We start from the raw sequence: 26739 nt of genomic DNA, 5'->3' as shown, positions 1-26739 counted from the left end.
TCGGCCACGACCGGTACCCGATACCGGCGTCCGTATGTGGCCATTTTGCCCCTCTTGTGGAATAACGACCATTTCGGTCTGTGACCGGCCGCCTGCGGTGATCCTGACGTGGCGCCGTGGACCGCGACTGACAGCGACCGGAACCGCCCCATCACCCCATCACCGGATTTCGTCTTGAATGCTTTTCCCGCCTGACGCTCTTTCCCTCGCCAAAACGTGCACTTATGGTTGGGCATTGTTTACCGGATGTCTCGGTGAACAACGGCGACCGAAGCGACTCGGTCACCGATCCCCCGCAAATCCCCCAAGGAGAGTAGGGACCATGCGACCCTCCCCCGTTGTCTCCGCCATAGGCACCGGAGCCCTGGCCTTCGGTCTGGCCCTGGGCACCACCCCCGCTGCCGCGACTCCCACCGCACCCGTCCCCCAGTCCCCCGACGCCGAGGCCACCACCATGGCCGAGGCCCTCCAGCGCGACCTTGGCCTGTCCCCGTCCCAGGCCGACGAACTGCTCGACGCCCAGGCCGAATCGTTCGAGATCGACGCCGCCGCCACCGAGGCCGCGGCCGAGGCCTACGGCGGCTCCATCTTCGACACCGAAGCCCTCGAACTGACCGTCCTGGTCACCGACGCCTCCGCCGTGGACGCGGTCGAGGCCGCCGGCGCCCGGGCCGAGGTCGTCACCCACGGCATCGAGGGTCTGGAGGAGATCGTCGACGAACTCAACGCCTCCCAGGCCGACTCGGGCGTCGTGGGTTGGTACCCCGACATCGCCGGCGACACGGTCGTCCTGGAGGTCTTGGAGGGTTCCGAGGCCGACGTGGACGCCCTCCTCGCCGACTCCGGTGTCGACTCCGCCGACGTCACGGTGCAGACCACCACCGAACAGCCCGAGCTGTACGCCGACATCGTCGGTGGTCTGGCCTACACCATGGGCGGACGTTGCTCGGTCGGTTTCGCCGCCACCAACTCCTCCGGCCAGCCCGGCTTCGTCACCGCCGGCCACTGCGGAAGCGTCGGCACCGCCGTCAGCATCGGCAACGGTCGGGGAGTCTTCGAGCGCTCCATCTTCCCCGGCAACGACGCCGCCTTCGTCCGCGGCACCTCCAACTTCACCCTGACCAACCTGGTCAGCCGCTACAACAGCGGCGGACACGCCACCGTGAGCGGCTCCAGCGCGGCCGCGATCGGCTCCCAGGTCTGCCGCTCCGGCTCCACCACCGGCTGGCACTGCGGCACCATCCAGGCCCGCAACCAGACGGTGAACTACCCACAGGGCACCGTTCAGGCCCTGACCCGCACCAACGTGTGCGCCGAACCCGGTGACTCCGGTGGTTCCTTCATCTCCGGAAGCCAGGCGCAGGGCGTCACCTCCGGTGGTTCGGGCAACTGCTCCTTCGGTGGCACCACCTACTACCAGGAGGTCAACCCCATGCTCAACACCTGGGGCCTGACCCTGCGGACCTGATCCGTCTCCTACACCGCACAAGACGTCCCCGTCCGCTTTCGCGCGGGCGGGGACGTCCGCTTTCGCGCGGGGTCAGTCCCCGCGTTTACCGCCGCCCAGTACCGCGACCAGGTCCTCGGCGGTGTCCGAGGCGGCCAGCAGGGCACCCACGTGCTCCTTGGTGCCCCGCCGCGGGTCCAGGGTCGGCACCCGCTGCAACGAGTCGTGACCGGGCAGATCGAAGATGACCGAGTCCCAGGAGGCCGCCGCCACCGAGTCGGCGTACTTGGCCAGACAACGACCACGGAAGTAGGCGCGCGTGTCCTCCGGCGGTTCGGTGATCGCCCGGGTCACCTCCGGCTCCTCCAACAACCGACGGACCCGCCCACGAGCCGCCAACCGGTTGTACAGGCCCCGGTCCTGGCGCACGTCCGAGTACTGCAGATCCACCATCTGCAACCGCGGGCTCGACCACTCCAGGCCATCACGCGAGCGATAGCCCTCCAACAGCTTGAGCTTGGCCACCCAGTCCAACCGGTCGGCCAGGTCCATCGGATCCCGCCCGAGCCCGGTCAGCACCGTCTCCCACTGGTCCAGCACGTCGGCGGTGTCGGGGTCCACGTCCGTGCCGTATCGCTCCTCCACGTACTTGCGCGCCTGGTCCAGGTACTCGCCCTGCAACTCCAGGGCGGTCATCCGCCGCCCGTCGCGCAACCGCACCCGGTGCGTCAGCCCCGGGTCGTGGGAGATCTCCCGCAGGTCCGCCACCGACGTCTCCAACGACAGGTCCTCCTGCAAGAACCCGTCCTCGATCATCGACAGCACCAGCGCGGTGGTCCCCATCTTCAGGTAGGTGGAGAGCTCGCTCATGTTGGCGTCACCGATGATCACGTGCAGACGCCGGTACCGGTCCGGGTCCGCGTGCGGTTCGTCCCGTGTGTTGATGATGGGACGCTTCAGGGTCGTCTCCAACCCCACCTCGACCTCGAAGAAGTCGGCGCGCTGGGAGAGCTGGAAGCCGCTGCCGTTCCCATCCGAACCGATGCCGACCTTGCCGGCCCCGCACATCACCTGCCTGGACACGAAGAAGGGGATGAGGTGGCGGACGATGTCCCCGAAGGGCGTCGACCGGTTCATCAGATAGTTCTCGTGGCACCCGTAGGAGGCGCCCTTGTTGTCGGTGTTGTTCTTGTACAGCTGGATCGGTTCGATGCCGGGCGTGGAACCGGCCCGCGCCGCGGCATCGGCCATGACCCGCTCCCCGGCCTTGTCCCACAGCACCGCGTCACGCGGATTGGTGACCTCGGGGGCCGAGTACTCCGGGTGGGCATGGTCCACATACAGCCGCGCGCCGTTGGTGAGGATGACGTTGGCCAACCCCAGGTCCTCGTCGGTCAACTGGGTGGGGTCGGCCACCTCTCGCGCCAGGTCGAAGCCGCGCGCGTCCCGTAGCGGGTTCTCCTCCTCGAAGTCCCAACGTGCTCGCCGGGCCCGCGCCGCCGAGGCGGCAAGGTAGGCGTTGACCACCTGGGTGGAGGTGACCATCGCGTTGGCCCCGGGGTTTCCCGGCACGGAGATCCCGTATTCGGTCTCGATACCCATAATCCGCCGCACACTCATGATGAGAGGTTATCCGCCCGGGCGGCCTCTTGAACGCTTCCGCGCCAATTGTGGCCTAAGCGCCGTCTTCCCGGGCGTTTCCAAAGACCTCCACCCGGCGTGTCCGCACAGGTCATGGAGCCTTTCGGCGGATTCGCCATAAAGTGACGACGGGGCGCGCGCAAAACACCGGACCGCGCCCCGGTAAGGGGCGAAGGTCCCGCAATCGCGCGCGTAGGGGCCCGCCGGAGAAAGACCTCCGGCGGGCCCCGAGGCGGTACGTGACCGCGGCGAGCGTTCTTACAGGTACTGGCCGGTGTTGGCGACCGTGTCGATGGATCGGCCCGAGTCGGAGCCCGTCTTGCCGGTGATGAGCGTACGGATGTACACGATCCGCTCGCCCTTCTTGCCGGAGATGCGCGCCCAGTCGTCCGGGTTGGTGGTGTTGGGCAGGTCCTCGTTCTCACTGAACTCGTCGACGCAGGCCTGCATCAGGTGCGAGACCCTGATGCCCCTGGACCGGCTGTCGATGAAGTCCTTGATCGCCATCTTCTTGGCCCGCGAGACGATGTTCTCGATCATCGCGCCGGAGTTGAAGTCCTTGAAGTACAGGACCTCCTTGTCCCCATTGGCGTAGGTGACCTCCAAGAAGCGGTTCTCCTCGCCCTCGGTGTACATCCGTTCCACGACCCGCTGGATCATGGCGTCCACCGTGGCCTTGCTGGAACCACCGTGCTCGGCCAGGTCCTCCTCGTGCAGCGGCAACTCCTCGGTGATGTACTTGGCGAAGATGTCGCGGGCCGCCTCGGCGTCGGGCCGCTCGATCTTGATCTTGACGTCCAAACGGCCGGGCCGCAGGATCGCCGGGTCGATCATGTCCTCGCGGTTGGAGGCGCCGATGACGATGACGTTCTCCAACCCCTCGACACCGTCGATCTCACTGAGCATCTGCGGGACGATCGTGTTCTCCACGTCGGAGGACACACCCGAACCACGTGTGCGGAAGATCGAGTCCATCTCGTCGAAGAACACGATGACGGGGGTTCCCTCGGAGGCCTTCTCCCTGGCCCTTTGGAAGACCAGGCGGATGTGCCGCTCGGTCTCACCCACGTACTTGTTCAGCAGCTCCGGACCCTTGATGTTAAGGAAGAAGCTCTTGCCGACGTCCTTGCCGGTGCGCTCGGCGACCTGCTTGGCCAACGAGTTCGCGACCGCCTTGGCGATGAGCGTCTTACCGCACCCGGGCGGCCCGTACAGCAGCACACCCTTGGGCGGGCGCAACCGGTGCTCGAAGAACAACTCCTTGTACAGGTAGGGCAACTCGACCGCGTCGCGGATCATCTCGATCTGTCCCGACAGACCACCGACGTCGCTGTAGGCGATGTCGGGGACCTCTTCGAGGATGAGCTCCTCGACCTCGGACTTGGGGATGCGCTCGTACACGTAACCCGACCGGGACTCCAACAGCAGTGAGTCCCCGGCCCTGATCGGCTCGTCGCGCAGCGGCTCCGCCAACCGCACGATCCGCTCATCGTCGTGATGCGAGATCACCAGGGCGCGTTCGCCGTCCTCAAGGACCTCCTTGAGCATGACGACTTCGCCGACGGTCTCGAACGACTCCACCTCGACGACGTTGAACGCCTCGTTGAGCATGACCTCTTGGCCCGGGCGCAACGCGTCCAGATCCACGGATGGACTGACGTTGACCCGCATCTTGCGGCCATTGGTGAAGATCTCGACGGTCTCGTCCTCGCGCGACCCAAGGTAGACACCGAAGCCCGACGGTGGCTGCGCCAGCCGATCGACCTCCTCCTTGAGTGCCACGATCTGCTCGCGCGCCTCCTTCAGTGTGGAGACGAGCCGTTCGTTCTGCCCGTTGGCGGCGGCCAGGTTGGCCTGGGCCTCCCGCAACCGCTCTTCCAACAGACGCACATGTCGGGGCGAGTCGGCGAGCTTACGCCGAACCACGCTGAGTTCCTTTTCCATGTAGGAGACCTGAGCCGTGAGTTCAGCGACTTCACGGTCCTGGTCGTTTTGACGCTCGTCTTCGCGCTCGGCCACGTCCGCCACCTCCCTATGAGAAGGACGACTACTCGGGAACCTACCTACCCCTGCCCCTTTCCTAACCTCCCAGCTTCGAGGAGTGTCCTGGGCCTCACTTTCACACCTGGCGTCCACGCAGGTCATGGCCGCAGCGGATGACCCGACGTAATGAGAAAGTAACCTCCGTGGCGGGGGTCGGGCAAGTGCATTCCAGACGTTTCCCCAGGCTTGGGCGGCGATAACACCACTTCGCGAAAAACAACGAAGCCCGCCCCGGACCATGTCCGGAAACGGGCTTTCACGAGTACCGAGAACGCTACTCGGCGGGTCGATCCGTCTCCTTCTCGGGCATGTCGGACACACCCTCGGCGGAACCGGCCGTGCCCTTGGCACCGGCCGCCCGAGCGGCCTCGTAGTCCTTGCCATAGGCGCCCTTGGCCGGACGACGACGCCGCTCGGGCGCCGCCACACCGTCGGCCAGACGACGCGCCACCACCAGGAAACCGGTGTGACCGATCATCCGGTGGTCCGGACGCACCGCCAACCCCTCCACGTGCCAGGTCCGCAACATGGTCTCCCACGAACGCGGCTCGTAGAACCGCTCGTCCTCACGCAGCTCCTCCACCACACGGGACAGCTGGGTCGTGGTGGCCACGTAGCAGCACACCAACCCACCGGGGATCAGGGCCTTGGCGACCGCGTCCAGGCACTCCCAAGGCGCCAACATGTCCAGGAACACCCGGTCCACGTCGGTCTCGTCGAGTTCCTCGACCAGGTCGCCCACGGTCAGCCGCCACGCCGGGTGCGGACCACCGTGGAAGTTCTCCACGTTCTTGCGAGCGATCTCGGCGAAGTCGGCCCGCCGCTCATAGGAGTGCACCATGCCCTTTTCCCCGACCGCGCGCAGCAGCCAGTTGGACATCGCACCCGAGCCCGCGCCCGCCTCCACCACGCGCGCGCCCGGGAAGATGTCGGCCTCCACCAGGACCTGGGCCGCGTCCTTGGGGTAGACGATGGTCGCCCCGCGCTTCATGGACAGCGTGTAGTCGATGAGCAGGGGGCGCAGGGCCACATAGGCCGTGCCGGTGTTGGAGACGACCACGCTGCCCTCGGGTTCACCGATGAGATCGTCGTGGTCGACCTTGCCCTTGTGCGAGTGGAAGGCGCCACCCTCACGCAGGGTGATCGTGTGCATGCGACCCTTGGGGTCGGTCAACTGCACGGTGTCGCCATCGGTGAAGGGGCCGCGGCGGCCATGGATACCGGTCAACGTCGCTCTCGTCTTCCCACATCGCGTTCGGGTCGGGCAGTCGTCCAGCGTATCGGCCTCCGGCACCGCGCCGAACCGTCCGGCGCGCCGACCACATCCGCCCCTTCGGCGTGCGAAACCCGACGCCGTTGGGCAGTATCAGGCATGTGGCCCGGCCACCGACCCCGACAGCACACGAGGACCACGGGAGACACCACCCATGTCACAGCCGAACACGGGCTTGGGAATCGACATCGGCGGCAGCGGCATCAAAGGTGCCCCCGTCGACCTGGACTCAGGTGAGTTCCTCCACGAACGGCACAAGGTGCTCACCCCCGAGGACTCGGGGCCCCAGGCCGTCGCCGACATCGTCTCGCGGATCGCCGACCACTTCCCCGAGACCGTGCGCGGTCCCGTGGGCGTCACCTTTCCGGGAGTGGTGCAGAACGGCACGGTCCACACCGCCGCCAACCTGGACAAGGCCTGGGTGGGCACCGACGCCCGTGCCCTGTTCACCGAAGCCGTGGGACGCCCCGTCCGGGTCCTCAACGACGCCGACGCCGCCGCCCTGGCCGAGGCCCGCTACGGCGCGGCCAAGGGCGTGCGCGGCACCGTCCTGATGACCACCCTGGGCACCGGCATCGGATCCGCCCTGGTCGTGGACGGCCGTCTGGTGCCCAACACCGAATTCGGGCACCTGGAGATCGACGGCCACGACGCCGAGTCACGGGCCTCCTCCGGCGCCAAGGAACGCGACGGCCTCTCCTACCCCGAGTGGGCGAACGAGCGCCTACAGCGCTACTACCGGGTGATCGAGGACCTGGTGTGGCCGGACCTGATCGTGGTGGGCGGCGGGGTGAGCCGCAAGGCCCACAAGTTCCTGCCCCTGCTCGACATCCGCACCCCGATCGTGCCCGCCGTCCTGCGCAACACGGCGGGCATCGTGGGCGCCACCCTGGCCGCCGCCCAAGGCCTGGAGGTGCCGTGACCCCCTCCCCCACGACGCCACTCCCCACGGCCCTGGTGACGCGCTACCGGGCCGTGGACCGCGAGGTCGTGGGTTCGGCCCTGCTGGACACACCACGCCACCTGGACGCTTTGACGGCCGACATCGCCCGACACGGAATCCGCACCCCACTACGACTGGGTTTCAACCCCGCCTTCGGCACGCTCGACGGCAACCACCGGATCGCCGTGGCCCTACGCCTGGGGCTGGATTCGGTACCGGTCACCTTGATCAGGACACCTGCGCTGCCGCGACCGGAGCACGCACGGACCATGAACGTCCACGACCTGGGTGTCCTACTACGGGCTTGGGACAACAGGACCCGTCCCTGAAGCCGGGGAAGGGAAAGGGGCGCCTGGCGAATTCGTGGGGACGGCACCGCCAGGCGCCCGGGGGTGGAGGCGGCCGCCCCGGTCACGCTCCGGAGCGGGTGATTCGGGTGTCGGGCGGGTTCGGAGCCCGCACAGAGGGAGAAACGGGTTCGGGCCACCACCCGAACACCACCCCACACCCGGGGTCGCACCGCTGTACGACCCGTCCAGCCACGTGAGACCTCTCCCACGTGAGTCTTCTACGTCAGCCGCCCTCGGCGGCCGACATGACGCCCATGATCCTGCGGGCGGCGTCGGAGGTCCGTGAGGCCGGAGAGAGCGGAACCCCGGGCAGGACCGCCGCGGTCCCCTCCTGGAGCGACCAGCGCATCCACCACCACAGGTCCCCCCGGTGGGGACGCAGCACCGCACGCCGACCCTGCGCGATCGGCCCGGCGTGCACGATCCCGCACACCCCGTCCTCCCACGCGTCGATCCCACGTGAACGCAGCTCGTCCGCCATACCCCGCAGCGCCAAGGACGCCGGACCATCATGGTCCGACACACCCGGGCTCTCCGCCGGCGACGTCCGCACCGTCACGTGTTCTCCTTCCTCACGGCCCCGGCGACCACCGCCGCCGGACCCAACGACAAGTTCACTCTGCCCCATGCCGAAGGGCCCGCATGACCAGTATGCGGATCACGCATCACACCTTCTTTTTCACACATAGCCACCAAGACGAGCCGAGATCCCTAACCTGGGCTCATGCCTCAACCAGACGGCCTTCCCCAGGACCTGTGGACCCGACCCCGCGTGGCCGACGCCCTCGCCGAATGCGACATGCCGACGGTCATCGAAAGCGTGCGCACCGCACGCGGCTGGTCCCAGGGCGACCTCGCGCGGGAACTCACCTACTCACAGAGTTGGGTCTCCCGAGTGGTCAACGGCCAGCAGTCGCTCACCATCAGCCAGGTCCAGGACCTGGCACGGCGACTCGACATCCCGTTGCACCTGATCCGCTTCGGCGGAGAAACAGTGAAGGAGGGTCCCACCACCAAGGCGATACCTCCCACCAGACGTCGCGACTTCGGAAAGGCCGTCGCCGCCGGCGGACTCCTGGCCTCCACCGCGCGACCCATCGTCGGACCGGAGGTCCACCACGGCATCGACGAGGACACCGCACCCTCCCTGCGGGCCATCACCGGCGGCCAACGACGCATGGACGCGACCTCGCCCGCGCGCCACCTGCTGCCCGGCGCGATCGCGCATGTGCACCTGGCCGAGCAGATGCTCGCGAACGCGCGCGTGACGCCCTTCCACACCGAACTCAGCGCCGCGGCGAGCGAAGCCTCCGGGTTCGCCGCCTGGCTCAACGCCGACCTCGGCGACATGGGATCGGCCCGCATGCACTACCGCACCGCCGTCGTACGCGCCCGCCAGGCCGGCATGCGCCTGCTCGACGTCTACATGCTCGGCTCCCTGGCCTCCTTCGAGATCGAGACCGCCGAGGATCCCGAACTCGGACTGGGGCTGGTCCAAGAGGCCGAACACGTCCTGGGACCCGACTCCCACCCCACCGCCCGCGCCTGGCTGGCCTGCGTCGGCGCCCTCGCCCACGCCGGCATCGGCGACCGCGCCTCCGCCGCGAACGCCATCCGCCGCGCCGAACGCGACGTCCACCGTCCCGACAACGCCCGACCGCCCTGGCCCTGGGTGTTCGCCTTCGACGAGGCCAAGGTCGCCGGCTACCGCGCCCTGGTGGGCGTACGCCTGCGCACCCCGCACGAGGCACGCGCCGCCTTCGCAGACGCCGTCGCCCCGCCCTCCCGCAACGTCAAGCAGTCCGCGGTGCTCAAGGTCGAACTGGCCTCCGCCCACGCCGAGGCCGGAGACATCGACGAGGCCTTCCGCCTGGCCCAGGAGGCCCTCGACACCGGGGTGCGCTTCGCCTCCGAACGCGTCGTGGCCCGCGTGCGTTCCTTCCGCCGGCGCTACCGCGGCCCCCACGCCGACCGTGTCAACGAACTCGACACCCGTCTCGCCGCCCTCGTTACCGGCCTCCCCAGTGGGTAGAAACGCGGCGAAAGCGAACGAACTGGGAGGTCATGTGATCCGCATCGGCATCACCGGGCACCGCAACCTGACCCCTGACGTGAACGAACACGTCGCCGCGCTGGTCAAGGACCATCTGGAGCCCTACGGACACGCCATGGTGGGCCTGTCCTGCCTCGCCGACGGCGCCGACTCCCTCTTCGCCGAGGCCGTCCTGGACGCCGGAGCCCCCCTGGAGGCCGTCATCCCCGCCGCCGGCTACCGCTCGGCGCTACCCGCCCGACACCACCCCGTCTACGACCGGCTCCTGGCCCGCTCCGTCCTGGTCCACGAACTACCGCACGCCGTCTCCGACCCCCACTCCCACATGGCCGCGGGTCGTCTCCTCGTCGAACAGAGCGACCGGCTCATCGCCGTCTGGGACGGACTACCCGCCCGCGGCCCCGGCGGCACCGCCGACGTGGTCGCCTACGCCCGGGCCCTGAGCCGCCCCGTCATCGTCCTGTGGCCCCAAGGCGCCCGTCGCTGACCCCACGGCGAAAAACCGACACCACTCCCGGCGCGGCGAGGCGAGGTGCCGTGCCGAACGCCGCGACGGGGTGAACCTCGGCCGTCGCGGACCTAGGTCCGCTCCCGTCCCGCCATCGCCGCGTTCACGTCCGAGGCCCGGATCACCCCGAACACCCCACCGTCCTCGGCCACCACCAGGTACTCCGGCAACCGGTGCCGGGTGAGTTCGGTCAAGAGCTCCTCACCCTCCAGCCCCACCGACACCACCGAATTCCCGGTCAACGCCCGGGACACGTCCGAGACCGGCACCCAGGCCCGCCGCGCCTTCGAGATCGCCTCGTCCGCGGTGGGATGGACCACCGCGATCGGCGTGCCCCCGGAGTCGGTCACCACCACCGCCTCCGTGCCCGCCTCCCGAGCACGCACGTCCACCTGCGCCAGCGGCAGGTCCGCGGGCACCACCACGGCCCGGCGCGCCAGGTCCCGGGCGCGCAGCCCCGGGACACGGGCCCGCACCCGCGCGTTGCGCAGGGCCTCCGTGGCGCCCATCCACATGAACCCGGCCAGCACCACACCCCACACGATGGCCCACGGACCCGGAGTGCCACCCGCGCTCCACGCGAACAGGAACGGCAAGGCCGCCACCACCAACGCCAGTACCCGACCGCCCCAGGCCGCCACCACGCTCCCGGTGTGCGGGCGCCCGGTCAGCTTCCACACCCCGGCGCGCAACAGACGACCACCGTCCAACGGCAACCCGGGCAACAGGTTGAACACACCCACCAACAGGTTCGCGATCCACAACTGGAACATCAGTTCACCGGGGATGCTGAACGGGTCCGCCAACAACGCCAACCCGAACGCGCCCCCCGCCAACACCAGCGACAACAACGGCCCCGAGAAGGCGATCCAGAACTCCTTGCCTGGGGTGGGCGCCTCCCGATCGATCTCCGAGACCCCGCCCAGCACGTAAAGGACGATCCGCCGCACCGGCAACCCGTACGAACGCGCCACCACCGAGTGCGCCAACTCGTGCACCAGCACCGAGGCGTACAACAGGATCGCGAAGACGAACGCCAACAGGTACGCCGAGGGCCCCAACGCCAACCGGGTCTGGACGATGCCCCCATAGACCAGGGTGATCAGCACCGCCACGATCCACCACGACGACGTCACGTACACCGGAACGCCGAACGGCCGTCCGAGCAGTAACCCCGCCTTCCGGGAACGGGATTCGGGCCGGGTCTCGGAGGATTCACTGCCGTTGCTCACAGGCCCCACACTATGACCCCACCGGCGACGGGTCCCACCACACCCGCCCCCACCGGGCGCCGGCTCTCATAGGCTGGCGGGTATGACCACCGTGCCGACGCTGCCGAGCGCCCTGTCGCCCTCGCGAGCATCCGACTTCCTCCAGTGCCCGCTACTGTTCCGCTTCCGCGCCATCGACCGCCTCCCCGAGGCCCCCAGCGCCGCCGCGCTGCGCGGCACCCTGGTCCACGCCTGCCTGGAACGTCTGTACGAACTCCCCGCCGAAACCCGCACCACGCGCACCGCGCTCGGCCTCGTCGACCCCCAGTGGAAGAAGATCCGCGACAAGAAGCCCGACGTCGCCGACCACCTCTTCCCCGAAGGAGAGGGCCTCGACGACTGGCTCCAGTCTTCCCGCGACCTCGTCCAGCGCTACTTCGACCTGGAGAACCCCGCCAACCTCGAACCGCGCGAACGCGAGATGCGCCTAGAGGTGTCCCTGCCCACCGGCCTGCGCCTGCGCGGCTACGTCGACCGCCTCGACGTCGCACCCGATGACCGGATCCGTGTCGTCGACTACAAGACCGGCAAGTCGCCCCACCCCCGCTTCGAGGACAAGGCCAAGTTCCAGATCTTCTTCTACGCCGTCATGATCTGGCGTGACCTCGGCGTGGTCCCCGCCCGGCTCCAACTCATGTACCTGGGCGACGGCTCCGTGCGCTGGTACGACCCCACCCAGGAGGAACTCGTCGCGGCCGAGGCCGAGATCGGTGACATCTGGGCGCGCATCGAGGCCGCCGGACGCGCGGGACGCTGGGAACCCAAGCGCAGCAAGCTCTGCGGGTGGTGCGAACACCAGGCCCTGTGCCCCGAGTTCGGTGGCACCCCGCCCCCGCTCCCCACCGCCTGAACCGACCCCGGCACTCCACCCCATACGGCAGAATCGGCCCCGTGCCCGTCTCAGTCCTGTTGGTCGACGACCAACCCCTCGTCCGTGCCGGCTTCCGCATGATCCTCGAATCCGTACCCCACCTGTCCGTGGTGGGCGAGGCCTCCGACGGCCGCGAGGCCGCACGAGCCGTGCGAAGCCTGCTCCCCGACATCGTCCTCATGGACATCCGCATGCCCGGCGTCGACGGGATCCAGGCCACCCGCGAGATCGTCGAGTGGGCCAAGGGCCTCGGGCACGGGGTACGCGTCCTGGCCCTGACCACCTTCGACCTGGACGAGTACGCCGTCGAAGCCCTGCGCGCCGGCGCCTCCGGCTTCCTGCTCAAGGACGTCCCGCCCACCGACCTGATCGCCGCCATCGACCTGGTCGCCGACGGTTCCTCCGTGGTCTCCCCCACCGTCCTGCGCCGTCTCCTGGACCGTTTCGTCCCCCTGATGCCCGCCCCCGAGTCCGAGACCGAACCCGAAACCGACCCCCTCACCAATCGCGAACATGAGGTGTTGGCACTGGTCGCCCGCGGCCGATCCAACTCCGAGATCGCCGGCCACCTCTTCCTCGGCGAGACCACCGTCAAGTCCCACGTGGGCAGCATCCTCACCAAACTGGAACTGCGCGACCGGGTCCAGGCCGTCGTGTATGCCTATGAGAACGGCCTGGTCACCCCGGGCGGGGACCCACCGCAGGCCGCCAGGTGACGGCGCGTCGACCGTAGAGCACGACCGCGGGCGTTGACAGGATGGCCGGGGTGATCGAACTCACCGGCGCCATCCGACCCGGAAGGGCGAACCCCGCCGTTGGGTACGGCGTCCCCTTGGTGGCCATCAAAAGCCGAACGCCACCACGGGGCGCGGACGAAGAGGGGGAGACGGAGCACAGTCATGCCGAGCAAGCGGGGGCGGTCGGGGCCGCCGAGCGAGGAGATCATGCTCAGCCGGATGCGCGACTGGCGCGCCGAGCACGAGCGTGAGTTGACCCCGGACAACCTCGACGACGAGGACACCAACCTTCCCGACGCGCGAGCCATCAACCTGGTCCTGCGCGTGGGCGAACTGATGCTGGCCAGCGGGGAGAGCACCGAAGCGGTCAGCGAGGCCATGCTGAGCCTGTCGATCGCCTTCGACCTGCCCCGTTCGGAGGTGTCGGTCACCTTCACCACCATCTCCCTGTCCACCCACCCGGGCGGCGACAGTCCACCGGTGACCGGCGAACGCGTGGTGCGTCGCCGTACCCTCGACTACTTCCGCGTCAACGAGCTGCACACCCTGGTCCAGCAGGCCGCCCTCGGGCTGTTGGAGCTGGAGGACGCCGCGGCCAGGCTGGAGCAGATCCGGCGAGCCCCCATGCCCTACCCGAACTGGTTGATCGCGGTGGGCTTCGGACTCATCGCCTCCAGCGCCAGCCTCATGGTGGGCGGTGGTCTGATAGTGGCCACCGTGGCGTTCATGGCCACCGTGCTGGGCGACCGCACATCGGTGTTCCTCGCCAACCGCGGTGTGGCGGAGTTCTACCAGATGGTCGCCGCCGCCACCGTGGCCGCCTCCATCGGCGTGGGCCTGTTGTGGGTGAGCACCTCACTCGACCTCGGCCTCCAGGCGGGCGCCATCATCACCGGTAACATCATGGCGCTGTTGCCCGGTCGTCCCCTGGTCTCCAGTCTCCAGGACGGCATCAGCGGCAGTTACGTCTCCGCCGCGGCACGCCTGTTGGAGACCTTCTTCACGCTGGGCGCGATCGTCTCGGGTGTGGGCGCGGTGGCCTACACGGCGGTGCGTCTGGGCGTGAACATGGACCTGGAGAACCTGCCGGCGGCGGGCACCACCCTGGACGTCGCGGTGCTGGTGGGCGCCGCCGGCATCGCCATGGCCTTCGCCATCTCACTGGCGGTACCACCCAGGATGCTCCCCAGCATCGGCGTCATGGGCGTCATGATCTGGGTGACCTACGCGGGGCTGCGTTCACTGGTGGACGTTCCCCCGGTGGTGGGCACCGTGGTGGGCGCGGTCGCCGTGGGCGTGGTCGGGCACTGGCTGGCCCGTCGCACCAGACGACCGGTCCTGCCCTACCTGATCCCCTCGATCGCCCCACTACTGCCGGGCAGCATCCTCTACCGGGGCCTGATCGAGATGACCCAGGGCACAGCCGTGGCGGGGATGCTCAGTCTCGCCGAGGCCATCACGGTGGCGCTCGCGCTGGGCGCCGGGGTCAACCTCGGTGGCGAACTGGTCCGGGCCTTCCAGCGCGGTGGTCTGGCGGGTGCGGGGATGCGCAGTCGTCCGGCCGCCCGACGCACACGCGGCGGTTACTGATTCCCCGTGGGCGTGTCCGGGTTCGGACACGCCCACGACATTTCGGGGAGAACCTGCTCGCCGGGGCGGGAGTCTCACCTGTTGAGAGCGAACAACAGCAGAGCGGCACCTTTGTCATCGGCCTGAAACGACAACATCATGTGATGTCAGCCACTACTGTTGGCCTCAACCGGCACACGACCGAAAGGGTCCATCCATGTGCAGCCACAAGCCTTCCTGTCCCACCGCCGAGGAAACCGACCGCGAGGCGGCCCGCGTCGTCTCCAGCCACCCCGAACAGGGATGGAGTCTGCTCTGCAACGGCGTCGTCCTCTTCGACGACACCGGTGAACTCCTCCCCGACGGGGCGGTCGTGGCCCCGCACCGCCCCCGCGCCGCGGCCTGAAGCGACCGACCACCGGTCCTCGACCGGCACCCGGCCACGATTTCCACCGACCTCGTGGCCCCCACCGAATGTCCGATCCCCTGATCCCTCGACCTCTCCCGCCCGGGAACCGCGAAATCCCGGGCGGTGACGTGTGCGCGAACCGGTCAGGGACCGTCCGGCCAACCCTGGGGGAGCACGTCCTCCCCCATCGCCTCCGCGAGCCGACGCCGGAAGTCCGCGTGAACGTCCGGGCCCCACACCAGTTCGCTCGGGGCTCGCAGGGCCTGCTCCATGGCGGCGCGCAGCGCGGCCGGGCGTGACTCGCCCTCCACCACCGGCACCGCCAACAGGGCGTGCATCTGAGTCACCGTCGCGAAGAGCTCCCCGGCGAGCACGGACGCGCTGGAGGTCGCCACGGCCTCCTCCAGGTACCCCTCCCACCAGGGTTCGGGCGTCTCCTCACCGTCCTCGTCCCCGGCTTGGGCGAAGGAGCGGCGCAGCCGCCACCGCACTTCTTCGGCGGTCTCCGTGTCCCGGCTCTCCAACCCGGTACGCCAGGCCCGGGCCGCCTCGTCCGGTTCGCCCCGCAGGACCAACAGACCGGCCAGAAGCTCCACCGCGGCGCCCGAGGTGCGCGCCCGCGGGTGCGCCCCCTCGTCGGCGGTGCCCGGCTCGGCGACCCCGGCGACGTCGGAGATGGCCCGCTCCAGGTGGGTGGCGGCGCGCAACAGGCGCAGACCCGGGTCGTCTCCCACCGCCAGACCGCGCTCGACCGCCACGGAGGCGCCCTCCACCTGTCCTCGGTCCAACAGGCGCCCCGCCAGGTCCCTGGCGGCGTCCTGGACCGTGGTGGCGTGCAGACGGCTCATCGGTTCGCCTTCGGGCGGCAGTTCCAGCGCGGCCTCCCAGTGCTCCTCCGCCTCGGTGTGCTCACCCCGCGTTTCGGCCTCTCGCGCCAACCCGTAGCGGGCCACCGCGCCGTAGGCCGCGCCACCCGATCCCAGCAGCCGTTCCCACACCCGGGCGGCCTCACCGTGCGAGCCCTCCTGCTCCAGGGACAGCGCCAGGTGGTAGGCGGCTCGTGGCGCGTAACGCGCGTCCCCGGTGGACAGCGCCCGACGGGCGGCCTCACGCGCGGCGGCCAGGTCGCCGCGCTGGTCTTGGACCACGGCCAGCCCCAACAGGGCCCGTGCCCGCACCCTGGGATGCGGGTCGGCCGTGACCGCCTGCTGGTAGAGCTTGGCGGCGCGTTTGAGGTGCCCGTTCTCGGCCAGGTCGCGGGCCCGATCGCACAGGTCGGCGGCGTCCCCGCCACCGGTTCCGGTGTCCTCGACGTCTTCGGGGTCGATGGCCTGGGGCTGCGGGTCCGAGGGTCCAGGGCGTGCGGAAGATCCGGACGTCGTGGTCATGGTGTGCGACTTTCCGTGGGGGCGAGGATCACGCGGTGGGCGGCGCGAGTGTTCTGCTCGCCGTAACTCTAACCTGCCGGTCGATGACGAGAGCTGCGCCCTGGTAGTGGATGTCGCGTGTCGCCCCACCCGAAGCGATGCCTTTACGTTGTAGATTCGCTATGGTCCGAAAAGAGCGGAGCGCCGACCGAAGCCGACACCCCGCTCACCACCCTCAGAGCTCGAAGGCCTCCGGCGGCGGGCAGGAGCAGACCAGGTTGCGGTCACCGTAGGCCTGGTCGATCCGACCGACCGGCGGCCAGTACTTGTCCTGGCGCAGCGACGGCAGCGGGTAGGCGGCTTCGGAGCGCGTGTAGCCGCGGCCCCACTCGTCGGCGGTCAGCGCCTCCGCGGTGTGCGGAGCGCCCCACAGCGGGTTGTCCTCGGCGCCCCACTCCCCCTTGGCCACCTTATCGATCTCACCGCGGATGGCGATCATCGCCTGGATGAACCGCTCCAACTCGGCGAGATTCTCGCTCTCGGTCGGCTCCACCATGAGCGTGCCGTTGACCGGGAAGGACATGGTCGGCGCGTGGAAGCCGTAGTCCATCAGCCGCTTGGCGACGTCCTCGTTGCTGATGCCACTGGTCTTCTGCAACGGACGGATGTCGATGATGCACTCATGCGCCACCAGTCCGCCCGCACCGGTGTACAGGACCGGGTAGTAGGGCTCCAGGCGCTTGGCGATGTAGTTGGCCGAGAGCACCGCGGTCTCGGTGGCCGAACGCAGCCCCTTCTCCCCCATCATGCGCACGTACGCCCAGGAGATCGGCAGGATGCCCGCCGAACCGAACGGCGCCGCCGAGACGGGACCGACCCCGGTGTGCGGGCCGGCCTCCGGCTGGCCCGGGTGGTTGGGCAGGAAGCCCGCCAGGTGCGAACGAACCGCGACCGGACCCACGCCCGGGCCGCCGCCGCCGTGCGGGATGCAGAAGGTCTTGTGCAGGTTCAGGTGGCTGACGTCGGCGCCGAACTCGCCCGGCTTGGCCCAACCCACCAGGGCGTTCAGGTTGGCCCCGTCGACGTAGACCTGGCCTCCGGCCTCGTGCACCAGGCGGCACACCTCGGTGATGGTGTCCTCGTACACACCCGCGGTGGAGGGGTAGGTGACCATGATGGCCGCCAGCTCCTCGCGGTGCTTGTCGGTCTTGGCGCGCAGGTCGTCCAGGTCGACGTTGCCGTCGTCGTCACAGGCCACCACGGACACACGCATGCCCGCCATGACGGCGCTGGCGGCGTTGGTGCCGTGCGCCGAACTGGGGATCAGGCACACGTCCCGGTGGGCCTGCCCGCGCGAGCGGTGGTAGCCGCGGATGGCGAGCAGGCCGGCGAGCTCACCTTGGGAACCGGCGTTGGGCTGTAGGGACACCGCGTCGTAGCCGGTGACCTCGACCAGCCAGGCCTCCAGGTCGCGGATGAGCGCCACGCTGCCGGCCGCCTGGTCCATCGGGGCGAACGGGTGCAGCCCGGCGAACTCGGGCCAGGTGATGGGCTCCATCTCGGCGGTGGCGTTGAGCTTCATGGTGCACGAGCCCAGCGGGATCATCGTGCGGTCCAGCGCCAGGTCCCGGTCGGCCAGACGGCGCATGTAACGCAGCAACGAGGTCTCACTGCGGTGGGTGTTGAAGACCTCGTGGGTGAGGTAGTCGACGCCGCGCGTCAGGTCCGCGGGCAGGCGGTCGGCGGACTCGTCCACCGTCACCGGGCCGCGCTCGGCACCACGGTCGGCCTCGCCGAAGGCGGCCAGGACCTTGCCCAGGGTGTCCACGCCGGTGGTCTCGTCCACGCTCAGACCGACCGTGTGCTGGTCGGTGGCGAGCAGGTTGACGCCGGACTCCAGTGCCCGCTCCACGACGCGGTCGGCGCTGGGCACGCGCACGCGCAGGGTGTCGAAGTACGCGCCGTGGACGACCTCGAAGCCGCGCTTGGTGAGCGCGTCGGCCAGGGACGCGGTGCGGGTGTGCACCTGACGGGCGATGGCCCGCAGCCCGTCGGGGCCATGGTAGACGGCGTACATGCCGGCCATGATCGCCAGCAGTACCTGGGCGGTGCAGATGTTGCTGGTGGCCTTCTCCCGACGAATGTGCTGTTCACGGGTCTGCAGGGCCAGACGGTAGGCGGGTCTGCCGACGTTGTCGACGGACACCCCGACCAGACGACCGGGCAGCTGCCGGCGCAGCTTCTCGCCCACGGACATGTAACCGGCGTGCGGGCCGCCGAAGCCGAGCGGCACACCGAAGCGCTGGGTGGAACCCACCGCGATGTCCGCGCCCAGTTCACCGGGGCTGCGCAGCAGGGTCAGGGCGAGGATGTCGGCGGCGACCACGGCCAGCGCGCCGCGCTCGTGCGCCTGCTCGATGACCGCGCTCGGGTCGCGGACCACACCGCTGGAGGCCGGGTACTGGACCAGGACTCCGAAGGCCTCGCCCTCGGGCAGGCCCTTGGTCAGGTCGGCGACGACGACCTCGATGTCCAGGGGCTCGGCGCGGGTGCGCAACACCTGCAGGGTCTGCGGGAAGACGTCGGCGTCCACGACGAAGACGTCGCTCTTGACCTTGGAGGCGCGTCGGGCCAGGGTCATGGCCTCGGCCGCGGCGGTCGCCTCGTCCAACAGCGAGGCGCCGGTGATGGGCAGACCGGTCAGGTCCGAGACCGCGGTCTGGAAGTTGAGGAGGGCCTCCAACCGGCCTTGGGAGATCTCCGGTTGGTAGGGCGTGTACGCGGTGTACCAGGCCGGGTTCTCCATGATGTTGCGCAGGATGACCGGCGGGGTGAGCGTGTCGTAGTAGCCCAGGCCGATGAGTGTGGTGTGGGGGCGGTTGCGACCGGCCAACTCCCGCAGCTCGGCCAGGGCCTCGGCCTCTCCCGCGGCCTCGGGCAGGGCCAGCGGGGCGCTCTGCCCGGGGCCGGTGAGGATGGACTCGGGCACGGCGGCGCTCATGAGCTCGGTCGTGGAGCCGTAGCCCACGGTCTTGAGCATCTCCGCCGTCTCGGTGGGCGTGGGGCCGATGTGCCGGTCGGCGAAGACCCGGGCGGGTGCGCCCATGGTCGAGGCGTTCGACGGGTCAGTCACGGAGACCTCCTGGTGACAGGGCCGATTCGATCGGCGGTGTTCCTCACGGTCTCCCCCTCTGTCACCGGGCACGACGATGCCGGCTCCAGAGCGGCCTCCTTCGCGCGGTCCATGGTGCCTGAGAGGTTACTGGGGAGTATTGCCCCGTCGGCGCCCCGTAGCGTCGGGGTCTCTCCCGCGCGATATCAAAAGCCTGCTGACGCTCTGTACATGTATCCAAGCAGGGAGAAATGTCGGTTTTCACCCCTGTTGTGGTTACGAAGGTACTCGATCGGACTCCGGAACGAGGAGCCAGGGCACACCTTCGTACCGCTCTCAACCGGTACGGCGTTCACGTCGCCGACGGGCCAGTTCGTCGACGGGTCGGGGGTCCGGGGTGGGAAGGTCGGAACGGGCCTCGGCCGGGACGACCCCCAGCGCCTCCTCCAGCTCACGGGCCACGTTCGCCAACGCCAACCCGAACATGCCCTGGCCCCGCTGCATGAGGTCGACGACCTCGTCGGGGGAGGTGCACTCGTAGACGCTCACACCGTCGCTCATCAGGGTGATGCGGGCCAACTCCCCGGCGGGACGGCCGCGCAGGTGGTCGACGGCCGTGCGGATCTGCTGCAGGGAGATCCCGGTGTCCAGGAGACGCTTGGCCACCTTCAGCATCAGGATGTCCGGAAGACTGTACAGCGGGGCGTTTTCGGCTCCTGTGCGCACGCTCGGCTCCACCAGGCCGGTTCTGGCCCAGTAGTCGAGCTGTCGATAGGTGATCCCGGCGGCCGTACACGCCGCTGGGCCCCGATACCCGACGTCCATAGGCAGCGCCATCACGTCCTCTTCGCACAGTAGGCCCTGCTGCCCCGCTAGCCGCAGCGCAGACCGCCTGTCATGGGGATCCCGCTTGCCGCTCGCTACCGCCACGCCGACCTCCGGCTTCTCGTCCCACGGCGGCATCGACAGGGGAAGGTCCACTCAGGGAATGGGCGCGCCGCAGGTTCCACAGCACTGACGGTAGGGCGACGCCAAGGCAGCGTCAACGAAGCCGCCCGGCGCGTCGCCAAGTACGCGCGGTGACGGCTCCGACCCACCCGTACGTCCGATGCCCCGAGGAGACCGGGCCTTTTCGGTTGTGGTCGCCGCGTCCATTCCCTCATCCCAATCTACCACTGACCCCGATAATGAAGTCGCAGGTCACAGCCGTGTCCTCGGCCTCATGGGCCGATGGGCCCGCTCGGGCAAGGAAGAGGGGCCCACGCCGTGCGCGGGCCCCGCCCTTGCGATCTCTCAGGTACTGCGTCGACCGAAGTCCTCGGGCGAGATGTTGTCCAGGAACTCCCGGAACGCCTCGACCTGGTCCTCCTGCTCGTCGGGTATCGGCATCCCCGCCTCGTCGATCACGTCCTCGTGCGCGTAGATCGGGGTTCCGGTCCGCAGGGCCAGGGCAATGGAGTCGGAGGGTCGTGCACTGACCTCGACACCATTGCTGAAGACCAGTTCGGCGTAGAAGATGCCATCGCTCAGCCCCGTGATCCGTACCGTTTCCAGGCCGGTCTCCAGGGCGTCGAGCACGTCCCGAAACAGGTCGTGCGTGAGAGGTCGGGCGGGCGCGACCCCCTGTTGGGCCAAGGCGATGGCGGTGGCCTCCACCCCGCCGATCCAGATCGGCAGGTAGCGGTCACCCTCGGATTCCTTGAGCAGGACAATCGGTTGGTTCGAAGGCATCTCAACCCGGACGCCGACGACCTCCATGTGCTTCACAGCGTCTCCGTCCCACGAGTCGTCATGCCGGCTGGGCGCTCGTCCCTGCTCCCCCGTCGGATCAGGACCCGAGGGCGAAATCGGCACCCTTCGTTACAAAGCTCTCCGGAGGTGGAGGGCCGCAAACCTCTTCGGCCCTCCCACCCCCGTCGACCGTGGTCACCGATCCGTCATCGGCGGGGCTTGGTCAGCAGGATCATCCGGAACTTGCCGATCTGGATCTCGTCCCCACCACCCAGCTCGGCCTCGTCCACCGGTTCCCGGTTGACGTAGGTGCCGTTGAGACTACCGACGTCACGGACCCCGAACCCGTTACCCCTGCGGAAGAACTCCACGTGGCGTCGGGAGACGGTGACGTCGTCCAAGAAGATGTCGCTGTTGGGGTGGCGCCCGGCGGTGGTCACGTCGCTGTCCAGCAGGAAACGACTTCCGGCGTTGGGGCCACGGCGGACCACGAGTAGCGCGGTGCCCGGGGGCAACGCATCGGCACTGGCGGGGTCGTCGCCGCCGAGATCCTCACCCGCTTCCTCATCCTCCAGGGCCTGTATCCCGGAGATGGAGATGGTGGAGGTGACGTCCCCTCCACCGGACTCCCCGCCCGTGTTGGACGGCGGATTCTGCTGGTCGGCCCTGCGGAGGGGAGTTCCACAGTGGGAGCAGAAACGGGCATCATCCGCAACGGCGTGACCGCACTGCGTGCAGTAAACGCTCGACATAGGTCGGCTCGGCCTCCTACCGCACGGGGCGGTGCTTGATTCGGCTGATCGGTGGCGCGTTCCGGCTCGCCGGACGGACACTGTGCCCGCTCAACGTCCGGAACACGGTGAGACGTTCCGCTTTCGCGGCAACGGATCGTCCCACACGGTCGGTCGCTAGGTCTCATCCCCTATGTTCTGCCCCTTGTCACCCCGACGGACGTCCGCCGTTGCCGGAACCCCTTGTGTCGATGGTGACGAGATGCTTCAGGGAACACTCGACTTTAAACCATATCCCTGTCCAGACAGGGTTTCGCTCCCCCGTGGCCCGCCGCGCGGCCCCGTGACACGGGCGTGCGACGGACTCGATGGAGGCGGCACCCGGGGCACCGCCACACCGGACCTCGGAAGAGATCAACGCCTGTTCTGGGGCAGATGCCCGTCCGAGGGGTTTGGTTCTGTTGAACGCGGAGTGGATTTTCGTCGGCCTCCCGACCGTGGATTGACCTGGGATTCCGCTCGATTCGTCCGCTCGACCGCCCTGCCGGGCGATTTTTCCCCACCGACGGACGGACCGAAGCACGTGGGCGTGGACGGCCACCGCCGCCCACGCCCACGACCTGCCATTTCAGCCCTCCGCACGCTCCACGACGGAGGCCCATTCGTCCAACAGAGCCTGAGCCTTGTCCGAATCAGGACCTTCGGCCCAAAGATGGGTGACGGCTTCGGCGGTGTCCGGGAGGACCAGCGCCCAGCTTCCGTCCGACTCGATCACGCGCACGCCGTCGGTGGTGTCCAGTTCCCGGTCCTGCGCGGCCTCCACGACCGCGCGCATGACGCTGCCCTTGACCGCCCATGGGGTGGGCACCGAACGGCGCAACAGGTGCGCCTGAGGGATCGCCCGATCGATCTCCACGATCGGGCGACGGGTCCGCGCCACCAGACCCAGCAGCCGCACGAACGCGGCGATGCCGTCACTGGTGGAGCTGAACTCGGGGAGGACGAACCCGCCCCGGCCGTCACCGGCGAAGATGATGGCGTCACCCTCGGCACGGACCGCCTTGGTGAGCTCGTGGGTGGCGGTGGCCGTCCAACGCACCTCGACACCGTGGGCACCGGCCACGCGCTCGGCCACCCTGGTGGTGGTCACCGGCAGCGCCACCTTGCCCGCACCGCGTTCGGCGGCCACCAGGTCCAGCACCACCAACAACGCGCGGTCGTCGTCGATCAGCTCGCCGTTCTCGTCCACGATGGACAGGCGTTCGGCGACCGGGTCGAAACGCACACCGAAGTCCGCCCCCGAACCCGACACCAACTCGCCCAGACGTTCCAGGTCGCGCATCTTCCTGGCGACCGTGTCGGTGGGCGAGGCCTCGTCCAGGCGGTTGTTGACGGTGAGCACGTCCACGCCGATCCGTCCCAGCAGCGAGGGCAGGATGAGCGAACCCGTGCCGCCCGCGCAGTCCACGACCACCTTCAGCTCCGCCTCGGCCACCCCGGAGGTGTCCACGGACCGTAGGAGGTCGTGGGAGTAGTTCTCGATGTTGCGGGCGGCGAAGGTCAGCTCGCCGATCTCCCCGGGGAACGCGCGCCGGTACTCGGCTCGGGAGAAGACCCGGTCGAGTTTGCGCTGGGCGCCCGGCGACAGGTCGGCCCCCTCACCGTCCAGGAAGATGATGTCGACCGACTCGGGGTCGCCCGGACTGGTGCGCACGACGATGCCGCCGCTGACGCCGCTCTGGGAGGTGTGGAAGCGCGCCACCGGCAGCGGCACCACCTCCAGGTCGCGCACCTCGATGGCGGTCGCGGTGAGCGCGCTGATGATGGCCCTCTTGAGCGTGCGCGCGGCGCGCGAGACGTCGCGGGAGGTCGTGACCATCGCACCCTTCTTCAGGGTGGTGGCGTAGGCGTTGGCCAACCGGACCGCGAGTTCGGGGGTGATCTCGACGTTGATCAGGCCGGACACACCACGGGGACCGAACAGGGAGCGTTGCCCCCGTGACTCCCAGACGACGTTGGTGCTGACCACCGCCCCGGCCTCGATGGTCTTGAACGGGTAGACCTTGACGTCGTTGTGCAGGTAGGCCTCGGACTCGATGACGCAGTCCTCACCGATGACCGCGCCCTCCTCGATCCGCACCGCCGCCATGACGTCGGTGTTCTTGCCGATCACGGTGCCGCGCAGGTTGGCGCCGCGGCCGATGAACACGTTGTCGTGGAGCACGGTGCGGTGGGCGAAGGCCTCCGCGCGGACCACGGCGTTGCTGCCGACCACGGTGTACTCGCGCAGTTCCGCGCCGGCCTCGACCTTGGCGTAGTCGCCGATGTAGAGCGGTCCCTTGAGTACGGCCTCGGAGCTGACCTCGGAGCCCTCGCCCACCCACACGCCCGGGGAGACCTCGAAGCCGTCGATGTCGACGTCCACCTTGCCCGAGAGCACGTCGGCCTGGGCGCTCAGGTAGCTCTCGTGGGTGCCCACGTCCTCCCAGTAGCCGTCGGCGACGTACCCGTAGATGGGTTCGCCCTCGGCCAGGAGTTCGGGGAACACGTCACCGGACCAGTCGACCACCTCTCCGGTGGCGACTCTCTCCAACACCTCCGGTTCCATGATGTAGATGCCGGTGTTGACGGTGTCGGAGAAGACCTGTCCCCAGGTAGGTTTTTCCAGGAAACGCTGGATGCGGCCCTGCTCGTCGACGATGATGATGCCGAACTCCAGCGGGTTGGGGACCCGCTTCAGGGCGATGGTGAGCTTGGCGCCGCGTTCACGGTGGAAGCGGAGCATGTCGGTGAGGTCGATGTCGGTGAGCGCGTCACCGGAGATGACGATGAACGGCTCGCCGCGCAGGTGTTCCTCGGCGTTCTTGACGCTGCCGGCGGTCCCGAGGGGGACCTCCTCGGCGACGTAGTGGAGCTTCATGCCGAGCTCTTCGCCGTCACCGAAGTAGTTGCGGATGAGCGTGGCCAGGAACTGGACGGTGACGACCGTCTCGGTGAATCCGTGCTTGCGCAGTAGGCGCAGCACGTGCTCCATGATGGGCTTGTTGACCACCGGTAGGAGCGGTTTGGGTTGGTTGGCCGTCATCGGGCGCAGGCGAGTGCCCTCGCCGCCCGCCATCACGACGGCCTTCATCGGAGGCGTGGTGGTCCCGGGCCCTTCGTTGGGTGTGGTCATCCCCGATCCCCCCGAACGGCTTGGCCGTGGGGGGCGATGGGGGATGTGCGTTCTTCGGAGCGCGCACCGGCGCGCGCGGTGGGACATGTTCTCATGACGGAGACGACACTCCCTTTCGATCCGACAGGACTCAGGTGAGCCGGCCCGTCGGTGTCACGGATCAGGCCCCGTTACCGTTCCGTGAACCTGCCGTGCCCCTCGTCGCTGTCCGGGTCTCCCGTTCTCACACCCTCGTGATCAGCGCGTTCGGCACGGCGGGACTGTCCGATCAGGCGTAGTCCCTGTACGGCGTAGAGCAATCCGGCCCACCAATAAAGAGCCGTTCCCCAGAGCGCGAACGCCCAACCTACAATTTTGGCCACATCTCCCACGATGGACGCGTACTCGGCCACGAACAACAACGGGAACGAGTACAACAGGCACAGGGTGGCGGCCTTGCCCGCGAAGTTCACCGGAAGCGGCCCGTAGCCGAAGTGGCGCAGCAGCGGCAGGGCGCCGAGGATGAGGACGTCTCGCAGGACCAGGATGGCCATCAGCCACCACGGCACGATCCCACGGATGACCAGTCCCAGCAGCGCCGCGAAGATGTAGAGCCGGTCGGCGGCCGGGTCGAGGAACTGACCCAACTTGGAGGCCTGGTTCCAGGCTCGGGCGATCTTGCCGTCCAGCCAGTCGCTGAGCCCGGCGAAGGCGAGCACGAGCAGTGCCCACCAGTCGGCCTCGGGTCCCAGGATGAGCCACAGGAACAGCGGAACACCCAACAACCGGAGCATGCTCAACAGGTTGGGAACCGTCCAGATGCGGTCGGTGACCACCGGGCCGGCCACACTGCCCCCCGCCTCGTGTCTGCCTTCTTGCGCGGATCGCCCCATGGCGACCACGATAACGGGCGGGATCTTCCGTTCCCACCGCAGCGCGCTCCGTCGATGTCCCGTGACCCGGCGAAACGGCCGCCCGCCAATCGTAGCCTGTACGGACCCACCTTCCGGTTCGGGCTCTTCTCCCGGCGAACGCGTCAGCGGGTGCGGCGGCGGCCCCGCCGCCCCGGCCCGCTCAGGACTTACGGTTCTCCCCGGTCTCCTCTTCGATCGGGTTCACCGGCCCGGTGTCCTTCATCGTCTCGGAAAGACCGGGTTTGGTGTGTTCCCGCCGCTGCTGGGCCCGATCGGACTCCTTGCGCGCGTCCGTGTCGGACTCGTCCATGGGCACCGACCGCAGGACGTCGTCGGGTCGGTCGTAGTCGACCGGAGGCATCGCCCTCAATGCCCTCATGATCTCGTCGTCGGCCCCCAGAGAAGCAGCCCGGTCCAGGATCCGTTCCTTGTCCGCGGGAAAGGGCACCTGGCCCAGAATCGTCTTCAGACCCTCGACACCGTGTTCGGTCCCCATCGTGGCTCCCCGTTTCCTGTTCGATGAATGACACCGCCGACCCCGCACACACGACTTCCCTGGTCAAAGGGGTGCGCGGCCCGTGAAAACGCACTACCCGCCCGTCACCGGGCACAACC

The 26739-nt window shown here is 68.8% G+C and carries 22 protein-coding genes and 1 riboswitch; of the genes, 9 read left to right on the top strand and 13 right to left on the bottom strand.

The features are described from left to right. The first annotated feature begins 322 nt into the window (after positions 1-322). Positions 323-1468, top strand: a complete 1146-nt coding sequence (locus tag ABZ717_RS18115) for a S1 family peptidase (RefSeq protein ID WP_358511649.1) — start codon at positions 323-325, stop codon at positions 1466-1468. Positions 1469-1540: 72 nt separating this feature from the next. Here ABZ717_RS18115 and dop read toward each other — a convergent pair whose 3' ends face one another. From dop to ABZ717_RS18100, 3 genes are all read right to left on the bottom strand, one after another. Next, complete coding sequence (dop, locus tag ABZ717_RS18110) at positions 1541-3067, bottom strand: depupylase/deamidase Dop (RefSeq protein WP_358511647.1); 1527 nt, start codon at positions 3065-3067, stop codon at positions 1541-1543. A gap of 279 nt (positions 3068-3346) precedes the next feature. Next, on the bottom strand, positions 3347-5116 hold the full coding sequence (arc, locus tag ABZ717_RS18105; protein WP_358511644.1) for a proteasome ATPase: 1770 nt from the start codon (positions 5114-5116) through the stop codon (positions 3347-3349). Between the two features lie 289 nt (positions 5117-5405). Continuing rightward, on the bottom strand, positions 5406-6359 hold the full coding sequence (locus ABZ717_RS18100; protein WP_358511641.1) for a tRNA (adenine-N1)-methyltransferase: 954 nt from the start codon (positions 6357-6359) through the stop codon (positions 5406-5408). Between the two features lie 199 nt (positions 6360-6558). On the opposite strand from ABZ717_RS18100, the gene ppgK reads away from it, so the two are divergent. Both ppgK and ABZ717_RS18090 read left to right on the top strand, forming a co-directional pair. Beyond that, a complete protein-coding gene (gene ppgK, locus ABZ717_RS18095; RefSeq protein ID WP_358511638.1) occupies positions 6559-7326 on the top strand; it encodes a polyphosphate--glucose phosphotransferase in 768 nt (255 codons plus the stop codon). Beyond that, positions 7323-7676, top strand: coding sequence for a hypothetical protein (locus ABZ717_RS18090; protein WP_358511635.1), 354 nt, complete (start codon positions 7323-7325; stop codon positions 7674-7676). The genes ppgK and ABZ717_RS18090 overlap by 4 nt, the downstream gene beginning before the upstream one ends. A 244-nt stretch (positions 7677-7920) precedes the next feature. Here ABZ717_RS18090 and ABZ717_RS18085 read toward each other — a convergent pair whose 3' ends face one another. After that, the gene (locus ABZ717_RS18085; RefSeq protein ID WP_358511632.1) at positions 7921-8256 is read right to left on the bottom strand and encodes a hypothetical protein; all 336 of its coding nucleotides are present in this window, start codon (positions 8254-8256) and stop codon (positions 7921-7923) included. Between the two features lie 165 nt (positions 8257-8421). Between ABZ717_RS18085 and ABZ717_RS18080 the strand changes: the two genes are divergently transcribed. Both ABZ717_RS18080 and ABZ717_RS18075 read left to right on the top strand, forming a co-directional pair. Further along, positions 8422-9729, top strand: coding sequence for a helix-turn-helix transcriptional regulator (locus ABZ717_RS18080; protein WP_358511629.1), 1308 nt, complete (start codon positions 8422-8424; stop codon positions 9727-9729). Positions 9730-9763: 34 nt separating this feature from the next. Beyond that, positions 9764-10237 carry a hypothetical protein gene (locus tag ABZ717_RS18075; protein ID WP_358511626.1) on the top strand — a complete coding sequence of 158 codons (474 nt, stop codon included), beginning with the start codon at positions 9764-9766 and terminating at the stop codon, positions 10235-10237. 92 nt (positions 10238-10329) lie between these two features. Here the strand turns inward: ABZ717_RS18075 and ABZ717_RS18070 are convergent, their stop codons facing one another. After that, entirely contained in the window at positions 10330-11490 is a 1161-nt protein-coding gene (locus ABZ717_RS18070) for a site-2 protease family protein (protein WP_358511623.1), read from the bottom strand. Positions 11491-11572: 82 nt separating this feature from the next. Between ABZ717_RS18070 and ABZ717_RS18065 the strand changes: the two genes are divergently transcribed. The 4 genes from ABZ717_RS18065 to ABZ717_RS18050 all read left to right on the top strand — a co-directional run bounded on the left by ABZ717_RS18065 (position 11573) and on the right by ABZ717_RS18050 (position 15112). Continuing rightward, positions 11573-12379: a PD-(D/E)XK nuclease family protein gene (locus tag ABZ717_RS18065; RefSeq protein ID WP_358511620.1), complete on the top strand. Its 807-nt coding sequence runs from the start codon at positions 11573-11575 to the stop codon at positions 12377-12379. Between the two features lie 41 nt (positions 12380-12420). Beyond that, positions 12421-13116, top strand: coding sequence for a response regulator transcription factor (locus ABZ717_RS18060; RefSeq protein WP_358511617.1), 696 nt, complete (start codon positions 12421-12423; stop codon positions 13114-13116). A gap of 183 nt (positions 13117-13299) precedes the next feature. Then, the gene (locus ABZ717_RS18055; protein ID WP_358511614.1) at positions 13300-14727 is read left to right on the top strand and encodes a threonine/serine exporter family protein; all 1428 of its coding nucleotides are present in this window, start codon (positions 13300-13302) and stop codon (positions 14725-14727) included. A gap of 196 nt (positions 14728-14923) precedes the next feature. Next, a complete protein-coding gene (locus ABZ717_RS18050) occupies positions 14924-15112 on the top strand; it encodes a DUF5999 family protein (protein WP_358511611.1) in 189 nt (62 codons plus the stop codon). Between the two features lie 146 nt (positions 15113-15258). Here ABZ717_RS18050 and ABZ717_RS18045 read toward each other — a convergent pair whose 3' ends face one another. The 8 genes from ABZ717_RS18045 to ABZ717_RS18010 form a co-directional block, all read right to left on the bottom strand. After that, positions 15259-16503 carry a tetratricopeptide repeat protein gene (locus ABZ717_RS18045; protein ID WP_358511608.1) on the bottom strand — a complete coding sequence of 415 codons (1245 nt, stop codon included), beginning with the start codon at positions 16501-16503 and terminating at the stop codon, positions 15259-15261. A 214-nt stretch (positions 16504-16717) separates the two neighbouring features. Further along, the gene (gene gcvP, locus ABZ717_RS18040) at positions 16718-19588 is read right to left on the bottom strand and encodes an aminomethyl-transferring glycine dehydrogenase (RefSeq protein WP_358511710.1); all 2871 of its coding nucleotides are present in this window, start codon (positions 19586-19588) and stop codon (positions 16718-16720) included. Between the two features lie 122 nt (positions 19589-19710). Then, positions 19711-19803, bottom strand: a riboswitch (glycine riboswitch). 127 nt (positions 19804-19930) lie between these two features. Next, a complete protein-coding gene (locus ABZ717_RS18035) occupies positions 19931-20419 on the bottom strand; it encodes a MerR family transcriptional regulator (RefSeq protein WP_358511707.1) in 489 nt (162 codons plus the stop codon). 468 nt (positions 20420-20887) lie between these two features. Continuing rightward, positions 20888-21361, bottom strand: coding sequence for a bifunctional nuclease family protein (locus ABZ717_RS18030; protein WP_358511605.1), 474 nt, complete (start codon positions 21359-21361; stop codon positions 20888-20890). Positions 21362-21531: 170 nt separating this feature from the next. Beyond that, the gene (locus ABZ717_RS18025) at positions 21532-22077 is read right to left on the bottom strand and encodes an FHA domain-containing protein (RefSeq protein ID WP_358511602.1); all 546 of its coding nucleotides are present in this window, start codon (positions 22075-22077) and stop codon (positions 21532-21534) included. 607 nt (positions 22078-22684) lie between these two features. Beyond that, a complete protein-coding gene (locus ABZ717_RS18020) occupies positions 22685-25189 on the bottom strand; it encodes a mannose-1-phosphate guanyltransferase (protein ID WP_358511704.1) in 2505 nt (834 codons plus the stop codon). A 212-nt stretch (positions 25190-25401) separates the two neighbouring features. Further along, positions 25402-26058: a CDP-alcohol phosphatidyltransferase family protein gene (locus ABZ717_RS18015; RefSeq protein WP_358511701.1), complete on the bottom strand. Its 657-nt coding sequence runs from the start codon at positions 26056-26058 to the stop codon at positions 25402-25404. A gap of 226 nt (positions 26059-26284) precedes the next feature. After that, on the bottom strand, positions 26285-26620 hold the full coding sequence (locus ABZ717_RS18010) for a DUF2795 domain-containing protein (RefSeq protein ID WP_087096765.1): 336 nt from the start codon (positions 26618-26620) through the stop codon (positions 26285-26287). Positions 26621-26739: the final 119 nt, after the last annotated feature.

This window comes from Nocardiopsis sp. NPDC006832 (assembly GCF_040635885.1).
Classification (GTDB): domain Bacteria; phylum Actinomycetota; class Actinomycetes; order Streptosporangiales; family Streptosporangiaceae; genus Nocardiopsis.
Note: the sequence above shows the minus strand (reverse complement) of the source record. Positions and strands in the feature narration are given on the sequence as shown.